The sequence below is a fragment of the Longibaculum muris genome (genome assembly GCF_004343035.1).
Taxonomy (GTDB): Bacteria; Bacillota_I; Bacilli_A; order Erysipelotrichales; family Coprobacillaceae; genus Longibaculum; species Longibaculum muris.
In genome coordinates this window covers 141,221-158,870 of the sequence record NZ_SMCQ01000003.1, presented here as the reverse complement: position 1 = coordinate 158,870, position 17,650 = coordinate 141,221, and the positions used below count along the sequence as shown (strand labels likewise).

14 protein-coding genes are annotated in these 17,650 nt (G+C 30.3%); 9 read left to right on the top strand and 5 right to left on the bottom strand.

From position 1 onward, the window contains the following. Positions 1–41: 41 nt before the first annotated feature. From EDD60_RS04090 to EDD60_RS04070, 5 genes are all read left to right on the top strand, one after another. Positions 42–608 (top strand): chromate transporter, encoded by a 567-nt coding sequence (locus tag EDD60_RS04090; protein ID WP_066449119.1) that lies wholly within the window; start codon positions 42–44, stop codon positions 606–608. Then, a complete protein-coding gene (locus EDD60_RS04085; RefSeq protein WP_066449117.1) occupies positions 605–1,189 on the top strand; it encodes a chromate transporter in 585 nt (194 codons plus the stop codon). Before EDD60_RS04090 ends, EDD60_RS04085 begins: the two co-directional genes overlap by 4 nt. Before the next feature lie 114 nt (positions 1,190–1,303). Beyond that, positions 1,304–2,995 (top strand): Na/Pi cotransporter family protein, encoded by a 1,692-nt coding sequence (locus EDD60_RS04080; RefSeq protein ID WP_066449111.1) that lies wholly within the window; start codon positions 1,304–1,306, stop codon positions 2,993–2,995. A gap of 192 nt (positions 2,996–3,187) precedes the next feature. After that, positions 3,188–4,504, top strand: coding sequence for a TrkH family potassium uptake protein (locus tag EDD60_RS04075; protein ID WP_132226227.1), 1,317 nt, complete (start codon positions 3,188–3,190; stop codon positions 4,502–4,504). Between the two features lie 10 nt (positions 4,505–4,514). Then, the gene (locus EDD60_RS04070) at positions 4,515–5,177 is read left to right on the top strand and encodes a potassium channel family protein (RefSeq protein ID WP_066449105.1); all 663 of its coding nucleotides are present in this window, start codon (positions 4,515–4,517) and stop codon (positions 5,175–5,177) included. Positions 5,178–5,211: 34 nt separating this feature from the next. Here the strand turns inward: EDD60_RS04070 and EDD60_RS04065 are convergent, their stop codons facing one another. From EDD60_RS04065 to ygjK, 3 genes are all read right to left on the bottom strand, one after another. Further along, positions 5,212–6,054 (bottom strand): PRD domain-containing protein, encoded by an 843-nt coding sequence (locus EDD60_RS04065; RefSeq protein WP_243646629.1) that lies wholly within the window; start codon positions 6,052–6,054, stop codon positions 5,212–5,214. A gap of 18 nt (positions 6,055–6,072) precedes the next feature. After that, positions 6,073–8,154 carry a PTS transporter subunit IIABC gene (locus tag EDD60_RS04060; protein WP_082787413.1) on the bottom strand — a complete coding sequence of 694 codons (2,082 nt, stop codon included), beginning with the start codon at positions 8,152–8,154 and terminating at the stop codon, positions 6,073–6,075. Between the two features lie 136 nt (positions 8,155–8,290). After that, positions 8,291–11,068: an alpha-glucosidase gene (ygjK, locus tag EDD60_RS04055; protein ID WP_066449099.1), complete on the bottom strand. Its 2,778-nt coding sequence runs from the start codon at positions 11,066–11,068 to the stop codon at positions 8,291–8,293. Positions 11,069–11,585: 517 nt separating this feature from the next. On the opposite strand from ygjK, the gene EDD60_RS04050 reads away from it, so the two are divergent. The 4 genes from EDD60_RS04050 to EDD60_RS04035 are packed head-to-tail and all read left to right on the top strand — an operon-like array spanning position 11,586 to position 15,482. Continuing rightward, positions 11,586–13,142, top strand: coding sequence for an alpha-glucoside-specific PTS transporter subunit IIBC (locus tag EDD60_RS04050; protein ID WP_066449097.1), 1,557 nt, complete (start codon positions 11,586–11,588; stop codon positions 13,140–13,142). An 18-nt stretch (positions 13,143–13,160) separates the two neighbouring features. Beyond that, entirely contained in the window at positions 13,161–13,652 is a 492-nt protein-coding gene (locus tag EDD60_RS04045; RefSeq protein WP_066449092.1) for a hypothetical protein, read from the top strand. A gap of 20 nt (positions 13,653–13,672) precedes the next feature. Further along, positions 13,673–15,004, top strand: coding sequence for a 6-phospho-alpha-glucosidase (locus EDD60_RS04040; RefSeq protein ID WP_066449089.1), 1,332 nt, complete (start codon positions 13,673–13,675; stop codon positions 15,002–15,004). 40 nt (positions 15,005–15,044) lie between these two features. After that, the gene (locus EDD60_RS04035) at positions 15,045–15,482 is read left to right on the top strand and encodes a PTS sugar transporter subunit IIA (RefSeq protein ID WP_066449086.1); all 438 of its coding nucleotides are present in this window, start codon (positions 15,045–15,047) and stop codon (positions 15,480–15,482) included. 5 nt (positions 15,483–15,487) lie between these two features. Here EDD60_RS04035 and EDD60_RS04030 read toward each other — a convergent pair whose 3' ends face one another. Both EDD60_RS04030 and EDD60_RS04025 read right to left on the bottom strand, forming a co-directional pair. Next, positions 15,488–16,177: a hypothetical protein gene (locus EDD60_RS04030; protein WP_132226225.1), complete on the bottom strand. Its 690-nt coding sequence runs from the start codon at positions 16,175–16,177 to the stop codon at positions 15,488–15,490. Positions 16,178–16,698: 521 nt separating this feature from the next. After that, complete coding sequence (locus EDD60_RS04025) at positions 16,699–17,379, bottom strand: LytR/AlgR family response regulator transcription factor (RefSeq protein ID WP_066449080.1); 681 nt, start codon at positions 17,377–17,379, stop codon at positions 16,699–16,701. Between the last annotated feature and the right edge of the window lie 271 nt (positions 17,380–17,650).

Sequence of the window (17,650 nt, the reverse complement as noted above, 5' to 3'; positions counted from 1 at the left end):
TATCTTAAAATAAGAGTATGATTATAGAGAGGTGAAGAATGATGTCAGAAAAAAAGAATTTATTATTAAAATTATTTCTTTCTACGCTTTATCTGAGTGCATTTACTTTTGGTGGCGGGTATGTCATTGTGACATTAATGAGAAAGAAATTTGTTAGTGAATATCATTGGATTGACGAAAATGAGATGTTGGATTTAGTGGCAATTGCTCAATCTGCACCAGGAGCTATTGCTGTTAATGGAGCAATTGTTGTAGGTTATAAACTTGCTGGGATTATTGGGATTATTGTCAGTGTGACAGCAACCATCTTACCACCGTTTATTATCATTTCCATAATCTCGGTTTTTTATAGTTTCTTTAGAGAAAATATTTTTGTAGCTTTAATGCTAGAAGGCATGCAATCAGGTGTAGGGGCTGTCATAGCATCGGTTGTTTTTGAGATGGCAGCTGGGGTTTTAAAAGAAAGAAAAATAACTTTAGTGATTATTATGCTCATTTCTTTTATTGTGACATATTTTTTCAATATCAATGTTATTTATGTGATTCTTGTTTGTATTGGAATTGGCTTAATACAAACATTTATGCGAAAGAAGGTTGATGAAAAATGATCTATATTCAATTATTTATAAGTTTTTTACAAATTGGTTTATTTAGTTTTGGTGGTGGATACGCTGCTATGCCGCTTATTCAAAACCAAGTTGTCAATCTTCATCATTGGTTATCATTGAGTGAGTTTACTGATTTGATTACTATATCACAGATGACACCAGGACCAATTGCAATTAATTCAGCAACCTTTGTAGGTGAGAAAATTGCTGGGGTGCCAGGTGCGATTGTTGCAACATTAGGATGTATTATGCCATCTATTATTATTGTAACAATCATTGCTTATTTCTATATGAAATATCGTGATTTAGATTCTTTACAAAGTGTTTTAAAAACTTTAAGACCTGCTGTTGTTGCGATGATTGCTTCAGCCGGTGTTTCGATATTAGTGACAGCTTTCTTTGGTGAAAGTGGTTTAATTGTTATGAAGAATTTAAAAATTCAAATGGTCGTGATATTTGTCATTTGTATGGTTTTATTAATGAAGTTTAAGATGAGTCCAGTCTTTGTGATGATACTTGCAGGGATCTTAAATGTTATGCAATATTTTTTACTTTCATCACTCTCACTTGGGACTCTATAGCTTTCAACTGATTATTTACAAGATTGTGTAAAGTCTATGTTAAGATTATGTTAAGTCCGTTTACATTAGGTTAGATATATGTTAAGTTTACCTTGTATTAATGGGAGGAAAGGTATGGAACTAACAAACTTATTTGCCTTATTAGGAGGCTTAGCATTATTCTTATATGGAATGACAATGATGTCAAACGGATTAGAATTAGCAGCTGGAAATAAGATGAAAAGTATCTTAGAAAAGCTAACAACCAATCGTTTTTTAGGTGTTGGTGTTGGGGCTTTAATTACAGCTTTAATCCAATCATCTTCAGCGACAACAGTTATGACTGTTGGATTTGTCAATGCTGGATTAATGAAGCTAGAAAATGCTGTATGGGTTATCATGGGTGCCAATATTGGAACAACTATTACTGGTCAATTGATTGCCTTAGATATTACAGCATTAGCACCGGTTATTGCTTTTATTGGAGTTGCTTTAATTGCCTTTGTAAAAAATAAAAAATTAGATGCAATTGGAGAAATTATTGCTGGTCTAGGAATCTTGTTTATGGGAATGGAAATGATGTCCTCAGCAATGGCACCATTAAGAAGTTCACCAGAATTTGTCAGCATTGTTTCTAACTTTGAAAATCCATTGATTGGTATTTTAGTTGGAGCAGGCTTTACTGCAATTATTCAAAGTTCATCTGCTTCAGTAGGTATTTTACAAGCTTTAGCAATGAGTGGTGTGATTACTTTACCATCTGCTATATATGTTTTATTTGGTCAAAATATTGGAACATGTATTACTGCGGTGTTAGCTTCAATTGGAACAGGACGTAATGCAAAACGTACAACAATTATCCATTTGTCATTTAATATTATTGGAACAATCATATTTGTTATAATAAGTATGTTAACGCCATTTGCACATATCATGCAATCATTAACACCTTCTAATATTCCTGCTCAGATTGCTAATGTACATACAGTTTTCAATGTTGTTACGACAATCTTGTTATTACCATTTGGAAAACAATTGGTACAATTAGCTTATATCATTTTACCTGAAAAAGAAGGATTAGAAGATAAGATGACTTTAAAATATCTTGATTTTGGTATTTTTGAAAATGATTATCATATTGGAACAAGTGCAATTGCTAATACACAATTATTTAATGAAACTCAAAATATGTTAAATGTTGCAATTGATAATGTGAGAAAGTCATTTGAATTAATGATTGATTTTAAAGAAGAAAAATTTGAAAAATTACAAAAGAATGAAGATTATATCAATTACTTAAATAAAAATATTGTTGATTTTACAACCAATGCTCTTTCAATTGAATTTCCAATAGAAGGATCTCAAACAATTGGTTTATTCTTAAAAGTATCTGCTGATTTAGAAAGAGTTGGAGATCATGCTGTTAATATTGCTTTAAGAGCAAAGAATCTTTATGAAGAAAATCGTCATTTCTCGCATGAAGCGATGGATGAAATTGGCATTATGAGTAGTTTATGTACTAATATTTTAGATGAATTAAGAATTTTAAATTATGATGAATTTAAAGGTATTGTTGATAAGGTTGATGTTATTGAAGATAACATTGATAAAACTCATTATGAGTTCTCTAAAAGACAAATAGAGAGATTAAAGAAAAAAGAATGTACGACAGAAAATAGTGTTGTCTTTACTAAGACATTAACTGATTTTGAACGTATTGGTGATCATGGTTTAAATATTGCTGAAAGTTTCTATAAAATTAAAGAAGCTGTTGCTGCTATGAAAATGGTAAAATCTCAAAATGAAGATTTGGAAGTGGCAGTATAATGAATATTTATGTTTATGAGTTCATAGAATATGACTAACAACTTAATAAAATGATATGTTGAATATGTGGTGGAGTCTGTCATAAAGTTTAATCTTTATTTATTCAACAAGATAAGTTTTATATAACTTTTATTATATCTTATAAAACAGACTCCTTGATGAGTCTGTTTTTTTGTAGAAAGGTCGATGATTATGAAAACAGTTAAACAAAAAGTCAATCATTTTTTTAAACATTCATCTCCACCTCGATTAATCTGTTTAGGTTTTTTGAGTGTTATTTTAATTGGAGCAATTATACTGATGTTACCTATTTCTGTTCGTGAGGGGGCTAAAGTTACTTTTATAGATGCTTTGTTTACATCAACAAGTGCAGTCTGTGTAACCGGGTTGATTGCTATTGATACAGCTGAACATTTTACTGTATTTGGTCGTACAGTTGTTGCCTTGCTCACTCAAATTGGTGGTCTTGGTGTTACTTGTGTGGGTGTTGCTTTTATTCTTGCTGCTGGGAAAAGAGTTGGATTAAAAGCCAGAAAACTGATTAAAGAATCATGGAATCTAGGAAGTTATCATGGATTGATTCGGTTGGTGAAACATGTTTTAAAGATTACATTATTATTTGAGTTAGTGGGTGCTTTATTAAGTTTTATTGTTTTTGTTAAGGATTATGATGTATGGGATGCGATAGGGATTAGTGCTTTCCATTCTGTTGCTGCTTTTAATAATTCAGGGTTTGATATTTTAGGTGGATTAACGAATTTAATTCTTTATCAAAATAATGTTTTATTAAATTTAGTGACTTGTGGATTGATTATCTTTGGTGGGATAGGGTTTCTTGTTATTATTGATGTTAAAGAAAAAAAGTCTTTTAAGAAATTAACCCTTCATTCTAAAGTTGTTATTACAGTCAGTTTATTTTTAATTGTTGTTGGAACAGTTTTATTGAAATTAACAGATCATGTGACATGGTTAGGCGCTTTTTTCCAAAGTGTATCAGCCAGAACTGCAGGATTTTCTACTTATCCTCTTGGAACATTTAGTCAGGCAGGATTATTTATACTTGCAATTTTGATGTTTATTGGAGCATCACCGGGTTCAACTGGTGGAGGTATTAAAACAAGTACATTGTTTGTTATTTGGTGTGAAATGAGAAGTGTCATGAAACATGAGCATTGTGTTGCATTTCGTCGTAAGATACCTGAAAGTATTATTAAACAAGCCTTTGTTGTAACGATTTTATCATTATGTGTTGTATTAATCAGCACATTGTTATTATGTATTGCTGAACCGCATTTTACTTTTATGCAATTGTTATTTGAGGTAACATCAGCATTTGGTACAGTTGGATTATCAACTGGAATTACCCCACATTTAAGTGTGATTGGTAAATTGATTATTATATTAACGATGTATGTTGGTCGTTTAGGGGCATTAACAGTTGTTTCGCTTGGAACTTATAAAGAGTTACAAACAGCTGTTTATAGTGAAGAAGATATAACGATAGGATAGGTGAGAGAATATGAAAAAAAGTCATTGTTATGGAATTATTGGTTTAGGACGTTTTGGTATGCCACTAGCTAAAAAGCTAGCTCAGGAAGGAAAAGAAATTATTGGGATTGATCAAGATGAGGAAAGAGTTAAAGAACTAAGAGAGTATAGTGAATATGCATATGTATGTAAAAAGATGACAAAAGAAGTTCTAGAAGAAGTTGGTATTTCTAATTGTGATATTGTTATTGTTTGTATAGGAAGTAAGATTGAAACAAGTATCTTAACAACCTTGAATTTGATGAATTTAGGGGTTCCTCAAGTTATTGCTAAAGCAACTACCGAAGAACAGGGTGAGGTCTTAGAAAAATTAGGAGCTCAAGTTGTTTATCCAGAAAGGGATATGGCTTTAAAAATTGCTGAAAAGATTTTAAGGAAGAACTTAGTTGATTATATTGCAATTGGTAAAGATGTAGAGATTATTGAGATTCATGCAACTTCTGGAATGATTGGAAAATCTATTGTTGAAATGAGAGTCAGAGAAAAATATGGGTTAAATATTGTTGCTATTCATAATTTAAAAGATACAAAAACTGATATTGATCCACATTATCAAATGACTAGTGAAGATACAATGGTTGTTATTGGAAAAAGAAAAAATGTGAGTGATTTTATTGATGATTATTCAGCATAAAGATATGAAAAAAACGTTGAGGATGCTCAACGTTTTAATTTTCATTTTGGAGACTTATAGATAATATTCTTTCTAGGTGTAAGGCAAGATAGCCTATCTCAGAGTGAGGAATATCTTGATGTAAAACTTTTGATAACTTTAAGCAGATATTTTCAGCTTGTTGATATGCAAAAGGGAATCTTTCTTTGGTAAAGTCACTGATATTCATTTGTAACTGTTCATGAGTTTGAAGTCGTAAAAATAGGAATTTTATATGATTCATAAGTCGAATATAAGAAATAGAATTACTATCAATTTCAATTTTTAAATCTTTTTTTAATTGATCAATACTTTCATGTATGACTTGTGTAGCTTCCATTGACTCATAAACATGTTCTTTTGAAATAGCAGAATGAACATGTAAAGTTATATAACCTATTTCATCATCATTAATTGTTTGTCCAGTCATTTTTTGGATAAGTTCTTTACCTTTTTTAGCAACTTCATATTCATCAGGAAATAAAAGCTGAATATCTTTTGTAAATGGATTTGTAATTGTCATCCCTTCATTAAGTCTTTGAATAGCAAAGTCAATATGATCAGCTAAAGGAAGTAAAATCTTCGTATCTACTTTATCAAATTTTTCAGTGGCATATCTAATAATTTCTGAAGAAATTTCTATATAAATAGGATTTACATTCTTTAAAATATCTTGTGTTTTTTTCTTATCTACATCTTGTTTTACCATTAAAAATGTTTTGGTATTTGCTGGTGCTTCAAAAATATCATTGACTTTCTTTTGAAAGCCAATGCCTTTTGCTAAAAGAATAACTTCATCATTTCCCTGTTTAGCCAGTATACTATTATTATTTAGCACTTTTATAATTTGATATTTCAATTTCATTCACTCCTTAAATTATTTTGTGATATGTAAAATTGTTTCTTGTGTACTCATTATACCATAGTTCTTTTCTAATTTTAAACCATTAGGTAGTTTTGTTACAACTAACATTATATTTTCACTTAAAGCATGATCTCTAATGTAATGAAGATCAGCATTCCAGATTGGTTCACCTAGACCAATTGTTTGATCTTGTTTGACTAATAATTCAAAACCTTCACCATTAAGACTTACCGTATTCACTCCAAAATGAAGTAAAATCTCACATCCATTGTTTAATCTTAAACCAATAGCATGTTTAGTTGGGAAAATCATTGAAACTACAGCATCACAAGGAGAACAAATTAGACCATGCTGTGGTTTAATCATAAGCCCATCACCCATCATTTTTTGAGCAAATATATTATCACATGATTCACTAATATCAACAACTTCACCATCAACAATATTCTTTAATTCAACTGATTCTATTGAAACTGGAGAAATTTCATCAACGAAATCATCATCTGTTGTTCTTTCTAAATAATCTTCTAATTTAGATTTAATCACAGAAGCATGTGGTCCATAAATAATTTGAATACTATCACCACGTAATAAAACTCCTGCTGCTCCTGATTGTTTAAGTAAACTTTCATTAATTTTTTCAGGTACAATAATATGAGCTCTTAAACGAGTTACACAACAATCTAAATCATTAAAGTTTTGACGTCCACCTAATCCCTTAACAATGAGTCGATACTGTTGATCTTCTTTGTTTTCTTCAAAAATAGGCTTTATATGATTTTGCTTTAATGGTTGTTCATCACTACGACCAAGTGTCTTTAAATCATAATGCATAATAAAATATTTAAAACTTATATAATAAAGAAAAAAGTAAACAATACCAATCGGAATTAATAATACCCAACTTGTTTTACTATTTCCCTGAAGAATACCAAACATCAATAAATCAATAAAACCACCAGAAAAAGTAAGTCCAACAGCAATATTAAAAATATGTGCAATCATATAAGCACTACCTGCTAAGATAACCTGTACTCCAAATAAAATTGGCGCAACAAATAAGAAAGAAAATTCTATAGGTTCCGTTATTCCCGTCAAAATACTTGTTAAAGCAGCCGATAAAAGAAGTCCACCTACAGTTTTTTTATTTTCAGGTTTTGCACAATGATACATTGCTAAAGCAGCTCCTGGTAAACCAAAAATCATAAAAATAAATTCTCCTGTAAAATATCTTGTTGCTTCACTACTAAAATGAACAATATGAGGATCAGCAAGTTGTGCAAAAAAGATATTTTGTCCTCCATAAACCATCGTTCCATTGACAAGCATAGATCCACCAAGACCCGTTTGCCAAAAGGGGAGATAGAAGATATGATGTAATCCAAAAGGAATTAATAAACGTTTAATAATTCCATAAAGTAAAGTTCCAAAATAACCGCTATCAGCAACCAGATGTCCCAAAGAGAGAATCCCATTTTGAACGACTGGCCAAATATAAAACATGGCAATCCCAACAACTAAAAAAACTAATGTTGAAATAATAGGAACAAAACGTGTTCCGCCAAAAAAAGATAGAGTACTAGGAAGTTCCATCTTATAAAAACGATTATGAAGATAACTTACACCAAGACCTACAATAATCCCACCAAAAACACCCATTTCCAAACTATAAATACCACAAACAGATGTGATTGTTCCACTCACTACATGAGTAGCAATAATATTGTCATTAAGAATTTGACCATCAATCACAAGCATAGAATGAATTGTTGTATGCATGACAATAAAAGCAATAACGGCCGATAAAACAGCAACACCTTTTTCCTTTTTTGCCATTCCTAAGGCAACACCAATGGCAAAGATAAGTGGTAAATTGGCAAAAATAGCTCCACCAACATTTTTCATAATAATGAATAATGCATTAAGAATTGTTTGATGTCCTAATAGACTTTCTAAATGAAATGAAGAAACCATGGCTTCATTTGTAAAGGTTGTACCAATGGCAAGTAATAAGCCAGCAATAGGTAAAATGGCAATAGGTAACATAAAACTCTTTCCTAAACGTTGTAATATGGCAAAAATTTGATTCTTCATTTTTCCCTCCAATAATGAAATTCTTTATTTTATACTAACATTGAATACAATGAGAATCAATGCTATCATCATTAATAATGAAAAAGGTAGAAGTTCGACAATAAATATCAAATTTCCACCTTGTTTTTATTTGTTATTAACAATCTTGTTTCTTTCTTTTGATGAATAAAGCAGCACCACTTGCTAATCCTAATAATAAAGTATATCCTAGAATCATTGTTGAATCTTCAGTTGTAGGATTTTGTGATGGTTTTTGTTGAGTAGACTCATTGTTTTCTTCATCAACTGTTGGATTGACTTTAACAAGTGCTTTCATAGCTTCATTTAATTGTTTTGTTGCTAAATCAACAGCTTCTTGAGTTGCATTTTCATCATTATAAACTTTACGTCCATTGTCTAATGCAACAATAAGACCTTGATAAGATTGTTGTGTATATTCAGCTTCTCTTAATGCTTCAGCTTTTTTAATAGCATCAGCTAATAATTCTTTATTAACTTTTACTTCAACAGATGTAGTAGGAATAGCTAGTCCATTTTGTGAAGTTGTTTGAGTTGAAGTTAATGTATTTTGATATAATAAGTAGAATGCTGAAGCACTCCAGCTAAAGTTACGTGTATGTAAACCTTCACCAGTTTCAGGATTATAGTTTTCATGGATTGGTCCAGTACCAACTAATCCTTTACAATGATCAAATAATTTAAGTGTTGTTTCTTTTGCTTCATCATTATATCCATAATTTTGTAAAGCTTCAACAGCATATAATGCTTGGTCTAACCAAACAGGACCACGCCAATATGTACTTGGATTATATTTATCATTATCTTTTGATGCTGTAGGGAAAGGAACATAAGTATTGAATTTACCTGCATCCATCATATTTTTTACAACTTGAGCAGCTTGTTCTTGAGTTGCACATTTTGCCCATAATGGAATCCATCCTTCAGTACCTTTACCACGATTAACTAATAGTTTTTTAACAGAACCATCTTCATTTGTTTGAACATCATAATAGAATCCAGTTTCTTCATCATACATTTGTGTATTGATGTAATTACCTAATTTTTTAGCTTCTTGTTCATATTTTTTAGCATCATCATTATATCCTAATTCTTCAGCCATTTCTTTTAAGAAACCTTTTTCAGCATATAAATAAGCATTTAAATCAACAGATTCTTGATTAATAACATAACCAACAGGTTTTTTAGCATCATTTCTTACAGTAAAGATTTTAATACCAATATCATCTTCACCATTACCTTCTAAGTCAAAACGAGTCGCATTATCCATACCACTTTCCCATGCAGCAGCTTCTACACCAGCATCAGGACAAACAACGCGTTCATTATTTTTATCATAGACAAAACCATTTTCATCAACAGTTCCTACACCTTCAATAACTTGACCTACTTCATAATCATAATCAGTCCAGTTATAGCATACATCATGAACCATTCCACCATATTCAGCAATACCGTTTTTATCAATATCACGGTTAGTATACCACCAGTTATGATAAGCTACTAATTTTGGATACATTTCTTTTAAGAATTCTTTATCTCCAGTTTGACGATAAACGTTTTCTACAGCCCATGCAGCTAAAGCAGGTTTAGAGTTACGTTCATTCCAGTTTCCACCGTCTCCACCACGATCTTCATTTTGGTTATAGAAGATACAATCAATGATAGCACCAGCATCTTGAGGACGTACTTTGTCATCTTTAGTAATTTGATAGTCGAATAAAGCACGAACGTTATTTTTAGCTAATTCAGGGTTAAATTGTGTAGTAGCAACAACTTGTTTCCAAGAATCCCATGCCCACATACCAATAAACCATTTGTATGACATTGAAGGGACAATACCATCATGTTTAATAGCACCAGCAGCAGAGAACCAGTTTGTCATCAATGTTTCCATTGATTTAACAGCAGCTTTTTGATAGTTTACATTTGTTTCAGTTGAATTTTTGAAAATTGTATCAACATATCCTTGCCAACGTGTATTATTGTCTTGGAAATGTTTTGAAGGACTTTTTAAGATGTCTTGAACTTTTAATTGTTCATCTGTTCTTTCTTTATTTGTATAAGTAAAACTTTGTGTTTGATATGTTTTATAACTATTACCTTTAGCGATTGTAACATCATTATTTTTTGTTATTGTATATGATAACTCATCATCAGCAACTTGTGTTGTAATGTTTTTATCATCTAAAACAATATCAAATGAGTTTTCCTCTGTTGTCATATAATTCCAAGTACTTCTTTTTTCAATAAAGTTAACTTTTACATGATTATCTTCTTGAGATAAAGTTGTTCCCATTTGGTTATTTTGTGTGTCACTATTATAATAAGTATAAATATGACCATCCCAAGAAAGCTTTAAAGTTAAGTCATTGTCTGTTTTATTAACAATTTCAGTTTCAATTAAAGCTGTACGGTTTGTTGCAAAGATTAATTTCAATTTTAATGTTAATTGATCTAAATCATAAGTTTGTTCTAATCTTCCTGGATAATAAACACTATTAACTTTAGCTTTTGTTAAGTCAATATCAGTTGTTTCACCATTAATCACTTGTTTTAAATTAATTTTATTAATTGAATCAGATAAATTGACAGGATATTCTTCAGCGATAATAACAGGACCAGCAAATCCTCCATATAAATTTTTAGCATCCTTTTTATGAAGATAATATCCATGCCAAGCACCCATATCAGAAAAGTTGTTAAATTCATTTGTGCTGTAATCACTATAAATTGCTTCTTTTGGATTAGCTGTTACATCTAAGACATTACCAAACTCAGTTAAATCTTTAGTTTTTTGTTGAGCTTTTGTAATGGTAACTGATGACCCAATCATCATACAAGATAATCCTAAAATAATCCCTTTTTTCAAGATTCCTTTACCGTTCGTATTCATTGATTTTCTCCTTCTTTGATTTCTTAAAAGTTGGTAGGCAATGGATGAACGCGCGCTTTTTCATCAAAAAAAGACATTAACAATACAAAAATGAATATATAAAGAAACTCTAATCCTTATATATAATTTCTGTATAGTTAATGCCTGCATTACCAGTTACACACTATCTTTCAACTTTTACAGGCAATATATTATCATTGAAAGCGATTACTGTCAATCGTTTTTTTGGTAAATATGTGAAATTTTAGGAAAAGATGTTTTGATGGAAAAGTGAGAAAATATGGTGTGAAAAATTTTTGGTTTATATTTTTATTTATCTTTTTAAAATATTGTCCTTTTAAGGAATTTAAAAAAGTGTTGATAAATTCAATGCTTTTTTGATTGTGAAAAATCACGGTAAATGTGATAAATCATTGAAGAATCACCCTTGTCCCTAAGTCGGGTGGAAGTATTGAAAACGTTTTTGAAAGGGTTTACTATAAACGTGCAGACAAGAAAAGGGAGGAAAAAAAGAGTTATGATGCAAAAAATTCAAAGATTCGGTGGGGCAATGTTTACACCAGTTCTACTCTTTGCATTCGCAGGGATTACAATTGGAATTGGAACATTGTTTACAACTGAAGCAATCATGGGTGGGCTTGCAAGTCCTGATGGTCTTTGGTATCAATGTTGGAATGTCATCCTACAAGGTGGCTGGACAGTCTTTAATCAATTACCATTATTATTCGTTGTTGGTTTACCTATTGGCTTAGCGAAAAAGCAACAAGCCAGATGTTGTATGGAAGCGTTAGTTCTTTACTTAACATTCCAATACTTCTTAAACACAATTTTAGCACAATGGGGAGGTAACTTTGGAGTTGACTTCGCAGCTGAAGTTGGAGGAGTGAGTGGTCTAACAATGATCGCTAGTATCAAAACATTAGATATGGGGATGATTGGAGCATTAATGATTTCAGGAATCGTTATCTTCCTACACAATCGTTATTTTGATACTGAATTACCAGAATGGTTAGGAACATTCAGTGGTTCATCATTCGTTGTTATTGTGGGATTCTTCGCTTTAATTCCAGTGGCTTTCTTATCAGCTTGGTTATGGCCAATGGTTCAAAGTGGTATGAGAGCTTTCCAAGGATTTATTTCTAATGCGGGAGCTATGGGTGTATGGATCTTTATCTTCATGGAACGTATCTTAATTCCATTTGGATTACATCACTTATTATATTTCCCATTCTTCTATGATTCAGCTGTTATTAATGGTGGTGTTTATTCAGCATGGGCAAATGCTTTACCACAACTTGCTGCAAGCAGTGAATCATTAAAAACAATGGCACCTTACGCTTGGCCAACACTTACAGGTTTATCTAAAGTCTTTGGTTGTCCAGGTATCGCTTTAGCATTCTACTTTACAGCTAAAGATAGCAAGAAAAAAGAAATCGCAGGTTTATTAATTCCAATTACTTTAACAGCAATTGTTTGTGGTATTACTGAACCAATTGAATTTACATTCTTATTTATCGCACCAGTATTATTCGTTGTTCATGCAGTTTTAGCTGCAACACTTGCAACAGTCGCTTACTTATGTGGAGTTGTTGGTGTCTTATCAGGTGGTTTAATCGAAATGTCAGCATTAAACTACATTCCATTAATGGCTAGTCACTGGCCAACATATTTAACATTATTAGCAGTAGGATTAATCTTTACAGGAATTTATTTCGTTGTCTTTAGATTCTTAATTCTTAAATTTGACTTCAAGACACCAGGTCGTGAAGATGATGAAGAAGAAATCACTTTCCATACAAAAGCAGATTTCAAAGAAAAACAAGCAGCAGCAACAAGTGCTGGAAGCTTAGCAGAAAAAATCTTAGAAGCCTTAGGTGGAAAAGATAATATTGTAGATGTCACAAACTGTGCAACACGTTTACGTGTTAACGTTAAAGATGAGACTCTAGTTAAATCAGATGCATATTTTAAATCAATTGGTACACATGGTATCAAAGCAACAAAAACAAATATCCAAGTTATCGTTGGATTAAAAGTTCCAAGTGTTAGAGAAGATTTTGAAGCTTTATTATAAAGAAAGTAGGTAGAAAAAATGGCTCGAAAGAAAGAAGATAAACAACTCAAAAAATTGAATCGTTATTTTATGATTACAAAAGTGTTCTTAGCAATTACTCCTTTAATTTGTTATTTATATGTTTCATTAAAAGCGATGTTGAATTCAATAACGTTTCAAGAAGTCTTAGTGAAAGATCCAAGTATGACAATTGTATTTCTCATTGCAATGTTAAATCCTTATATTGCTTACCTTGTTCAATTAATTCAAAAGAACTTAACAAAAGGAAATACACAATTTGCAGTTATTAATATGGGATTACTTTTAGTTGCTGAAGCTTTAACTTTAAACTTATTTTACTTCATGATGTTGTTATTTGTATTCTATCGAGCTATCAACTACTACAACATTCAAGTTTTCCCAACAATCAAAACATCAACAATCAAGCAATTCTTCTATAATGGTGGAGGAAGTATGCTTGTCATGTTGGTAAGCTGTATCAGCTTATTTGCAACAATAAGATTAATGTAAAAAAAAGGAGAGAAAGAAAAATGGAAAAAAAATATTCAGTTACAGTTGCAGGTGGAGGTAGTACATTTACTCCAGGTATCGTCTTATTATTATTAGATCATCAAGATCGTTTCCCAATTAGAAAAATTAAATTCTATGATAACAATGCTGAACGTCAAGAAACAGTCGCAAAAGCATGTGAAATCTTATTAAAAGAAAGAGCACCAGAAATTGAATTTGGTTATACAACTGATCCAGAAACAGCATTTACTGATGTTGATTTCGTAATGTGTCATATTAGAGTTGGTTTATATGCAATGCGTGAAAAAGATGAAAAGATTCCATTGAAATACAATGTAGTTGGTCAAGAAACATGTGGGCCAGGAGGTATTGCTTATGGTATGAGATCTATTGGTGGAGTTATCGAAATCTTAGATTATATGGAAAAATATTCTCCAAATGCTTGGATGTTAAACTATTCAAATCCAGCTGCTATTGTTGCTGAAGCAACAAGACGTTTAAGACCAAATTCAAAAATCTTAAATATTTGTGATATGCCAATTGATCTTGAAGAAAAAATGGCTAACATGGTTGGATTAAGTTCTCGTAAAGAAATGTCAGTAGGATATTATGGATTAAACCACTTTGGTTGGTGGCATAAAATTGAAGATAAACAAGGTAATGATTTAATGCCAGCTATTAAAGAACATATGGCTGCTAATGGTTATGCTGATGCTTTATCTAATACAAACCAACACGTTGAACAAAGCTGGATTGAAACATTTGCTAAAGCAAAAGACGTTTATGCTTTAGATCCAGATACAATTCCAAATACTTATTTAAAATATTATTTATTCCCTGACTACGTCGTAGAACATTCTCGTAAAGATTATACACGTGCTAACGAAGTTATGGATCATAGAGAAAAAATTGTTTTTGGAGCATGTAGAGATATTATTGAAAAAGGAACAGCAGTTGATTGTGGATTTGAAGCAGATGCTCATGCTGAATATATCGTTGACTTAGCTTGTGCAATTGCTAAAAATACAAAAGAAAGAATGTTATTAATTGTTCCTAATGAAGGAGCTATTGAAAACTTTGATAGAACTGCAATGGTTGAAATTCCATGTATCGTAGGTTCTAATGGATATGAAAGAATTGTTCAAGGAGCTATTCCTCAATTCCAAAAAGGTTTAATGGAACAACAAGTTTCAGTTGAAAAATTAACTGTAGAAGCTTGGATTGAAGGAAGCTATCAAAAATTATGGCAAGCTATCACTATGTCAAAAACAGTACCAAGTGCCAAAGTTGCAAAACAAATCTTAGATGAATTAATTGAAGCTAATAAAGACTTCTGGCCTGAATTAAAATAATATGGGATTCTTTAAGAAAAAAAATAAAGCATTTTATGCAATGGCAAATGGAAAAACTGTCGCTATTGAAGATGTACCTGATGAAGTTTTCGCTACCAAGATGATGGGAGATGGAATAGCCATTCAACCTAATGTTGGACAAATCTATTCACCATGTATTGGTAAGGTGACAATGGTCATGGACAATACAAAACATGCAGTAGGAATCGAAAATGAAGATGGAATAGAAGTTCTGATTCATGTTGGTTTAGATACTGTGAATCTTGAAGGGGAAGGATTTGAAGTCTTTGTTAAAGTTGGGGATGAAGTGAAACCTGGTGATTTATTGATTTCTTATGATAAGCAAAAATTTGAAGCAGATGGTATTAACGATATAACAATGCTTGTTCTTGTTGATCCAAAAAATCATACAGTCACAAAATATCATGCAAATGAAGATGTTCAAATCAAAACATCACCTATTATAGAATATAAATAAGGAGCTCAATCGAGCTCCTTTTTCAACATAAAACCTAAAATATAAACATTAACATCTCTTTCGTTAATTAATATATGAGGATATTCCCTTAATTGTAAATCTATTAAATGAATATCTTCCTGATGAATATGATCAGTCAAAGGAAAAGTCATTTTTATATAAAATTGTTGATCCATAAAACCATGTTGAATTGATAATAAAGATGATTCGTTATCTTGACAGGCATCTATCACAATATCCATCATCTTATTAAGAACAGTATAGTAAATATTTTTAGGTAAAGGACATTGATAAGTGTCTTTTGTATAACTTAAATGAATATGATATTGTTCAATCTGTGCACTATATTGATAAAGAATATAATCTAATGTTGTATTTCCAGTCATTATTGGATTTGTTTTTTTATTTAGCAGATTAATCTGTTCATCTATAAAATTATCAATCAAAGTATTTTGATTCTGATTTAATTTTTTTATATGTTCTAGAATGTAAAGATTATCGTGTTGAGATTTTGATAAGACTTTCAAAGAATGTTCTACTTGGAGATAATTTTTATTATTAAGTTTTAATTCCTGAATGATCATCTGATTTTCTAGTTGTTGATTATGAACAGTATTGATATATTGAATAGCTTTATATATAGAGATTGTTAAAATGATAATACAGAGAATCATGATATATAGTTTTATATTCATTGTATCTTCATAAAATAAGGAATCAAATATTAGAGTATAGAGAATAAGCAAAGAAAGTAAAGCTATATGAAAAGAACGATTCTTTATATTCTGACTTTGAATAAACTTATTTAAATATTGTGGAATAAATAAAACAAACAAAAGGAAGATTATTTTTGAAACAATAACAAGTATGACATAGGATAATGAATTATTAAAAAATACTTGATTCATCATTATTGTAAGTGTATTTGAAAAAAGAGAAAACGTGTCAACAAGCATACTGATAAAGAGATTGGAAATATTTTGTTGAGGATTTAATATCTCACTCATGAGAAAAAGAATAACTTGCATAGACAATGTATAATAAATTTCGCTTAAAGAAAAATAATTATACAGAGAGATATTTAAACATAATAAAAAAGTGAAAATCAAAATTATTTTGTAAGAATTTTTAAATTGCGTACGAAATATTTTTGCAATAAATATTGAATATAATAAACCTTCAATGAGATTAATGTTTAAATCAAATATACTCATAATTAGATACTCCTTAACTTATATTGTTGATAAGAAGATTGAAAATCTTTATATCTTCTTTGACTTATTGGTATTATTTCATTGTTAGTCAGTAATATATTCAAATCTTGAACAGAAATGATATAAGAGAAATTAATAATATAAGATTGGTGTACAAGACAAAAATTATTATTGAGTTGAGTTAATAAATCACTGAGGCGAACACGTATTTTATATATATTTGTTTGAGTATGAATATAAATATAGTGTCCAATGCTTTCAATATAAAGAATATCATGATAAGGAATACAGATATTTTCATTTTGATAGGTTATAGATAATGTTTGGTTTAATTTTGAATAGAGTCTGTCTAATGTTTTTATCATATCATCTTTTAAATGATGTTTTCTTACAAATGAAAAAGGATGATGTTCACAAGCTAGATAGGCAAGATCTTCTCGATGAGAAACAAAAACTATAAATGTATTCAAAGGAATGGATTTTGCTAAATCAAATCCAGATTGCTGAGGCATATCAATATCTAGGAAGATAATATCATATTGATGGTTATGATCAAAATCAGTGGGATTTTTTAAACAATCAATATGATAATTAAAATCTTTTTCTTTAAAATAGACATCAATAATATTTTTGATATCATCAATATTTTCTTGATTATCATCGACAATGAGTATTTTATTCATATTATCACCTACTTATATTAATTATATAGAAAAAATATGTTAAAGTATATTGTTTCTAAGAAGTCTATTTTAATTTTGCCAAAAAGACTGCAATTTTGCCAAATGATTGAAATAAGCGAACTTTTCCCATATAATTAAATTAGAAGAAACATTAACTTAATTTTTAGAAAAGTCTATAAGATAATTTTTAAAAACAATTATTTCAATAACGCATTGTTTCAGTATAAGTATTTAAAATTTTTGTTCAGTAAAAGCATTAGATAATAAAACA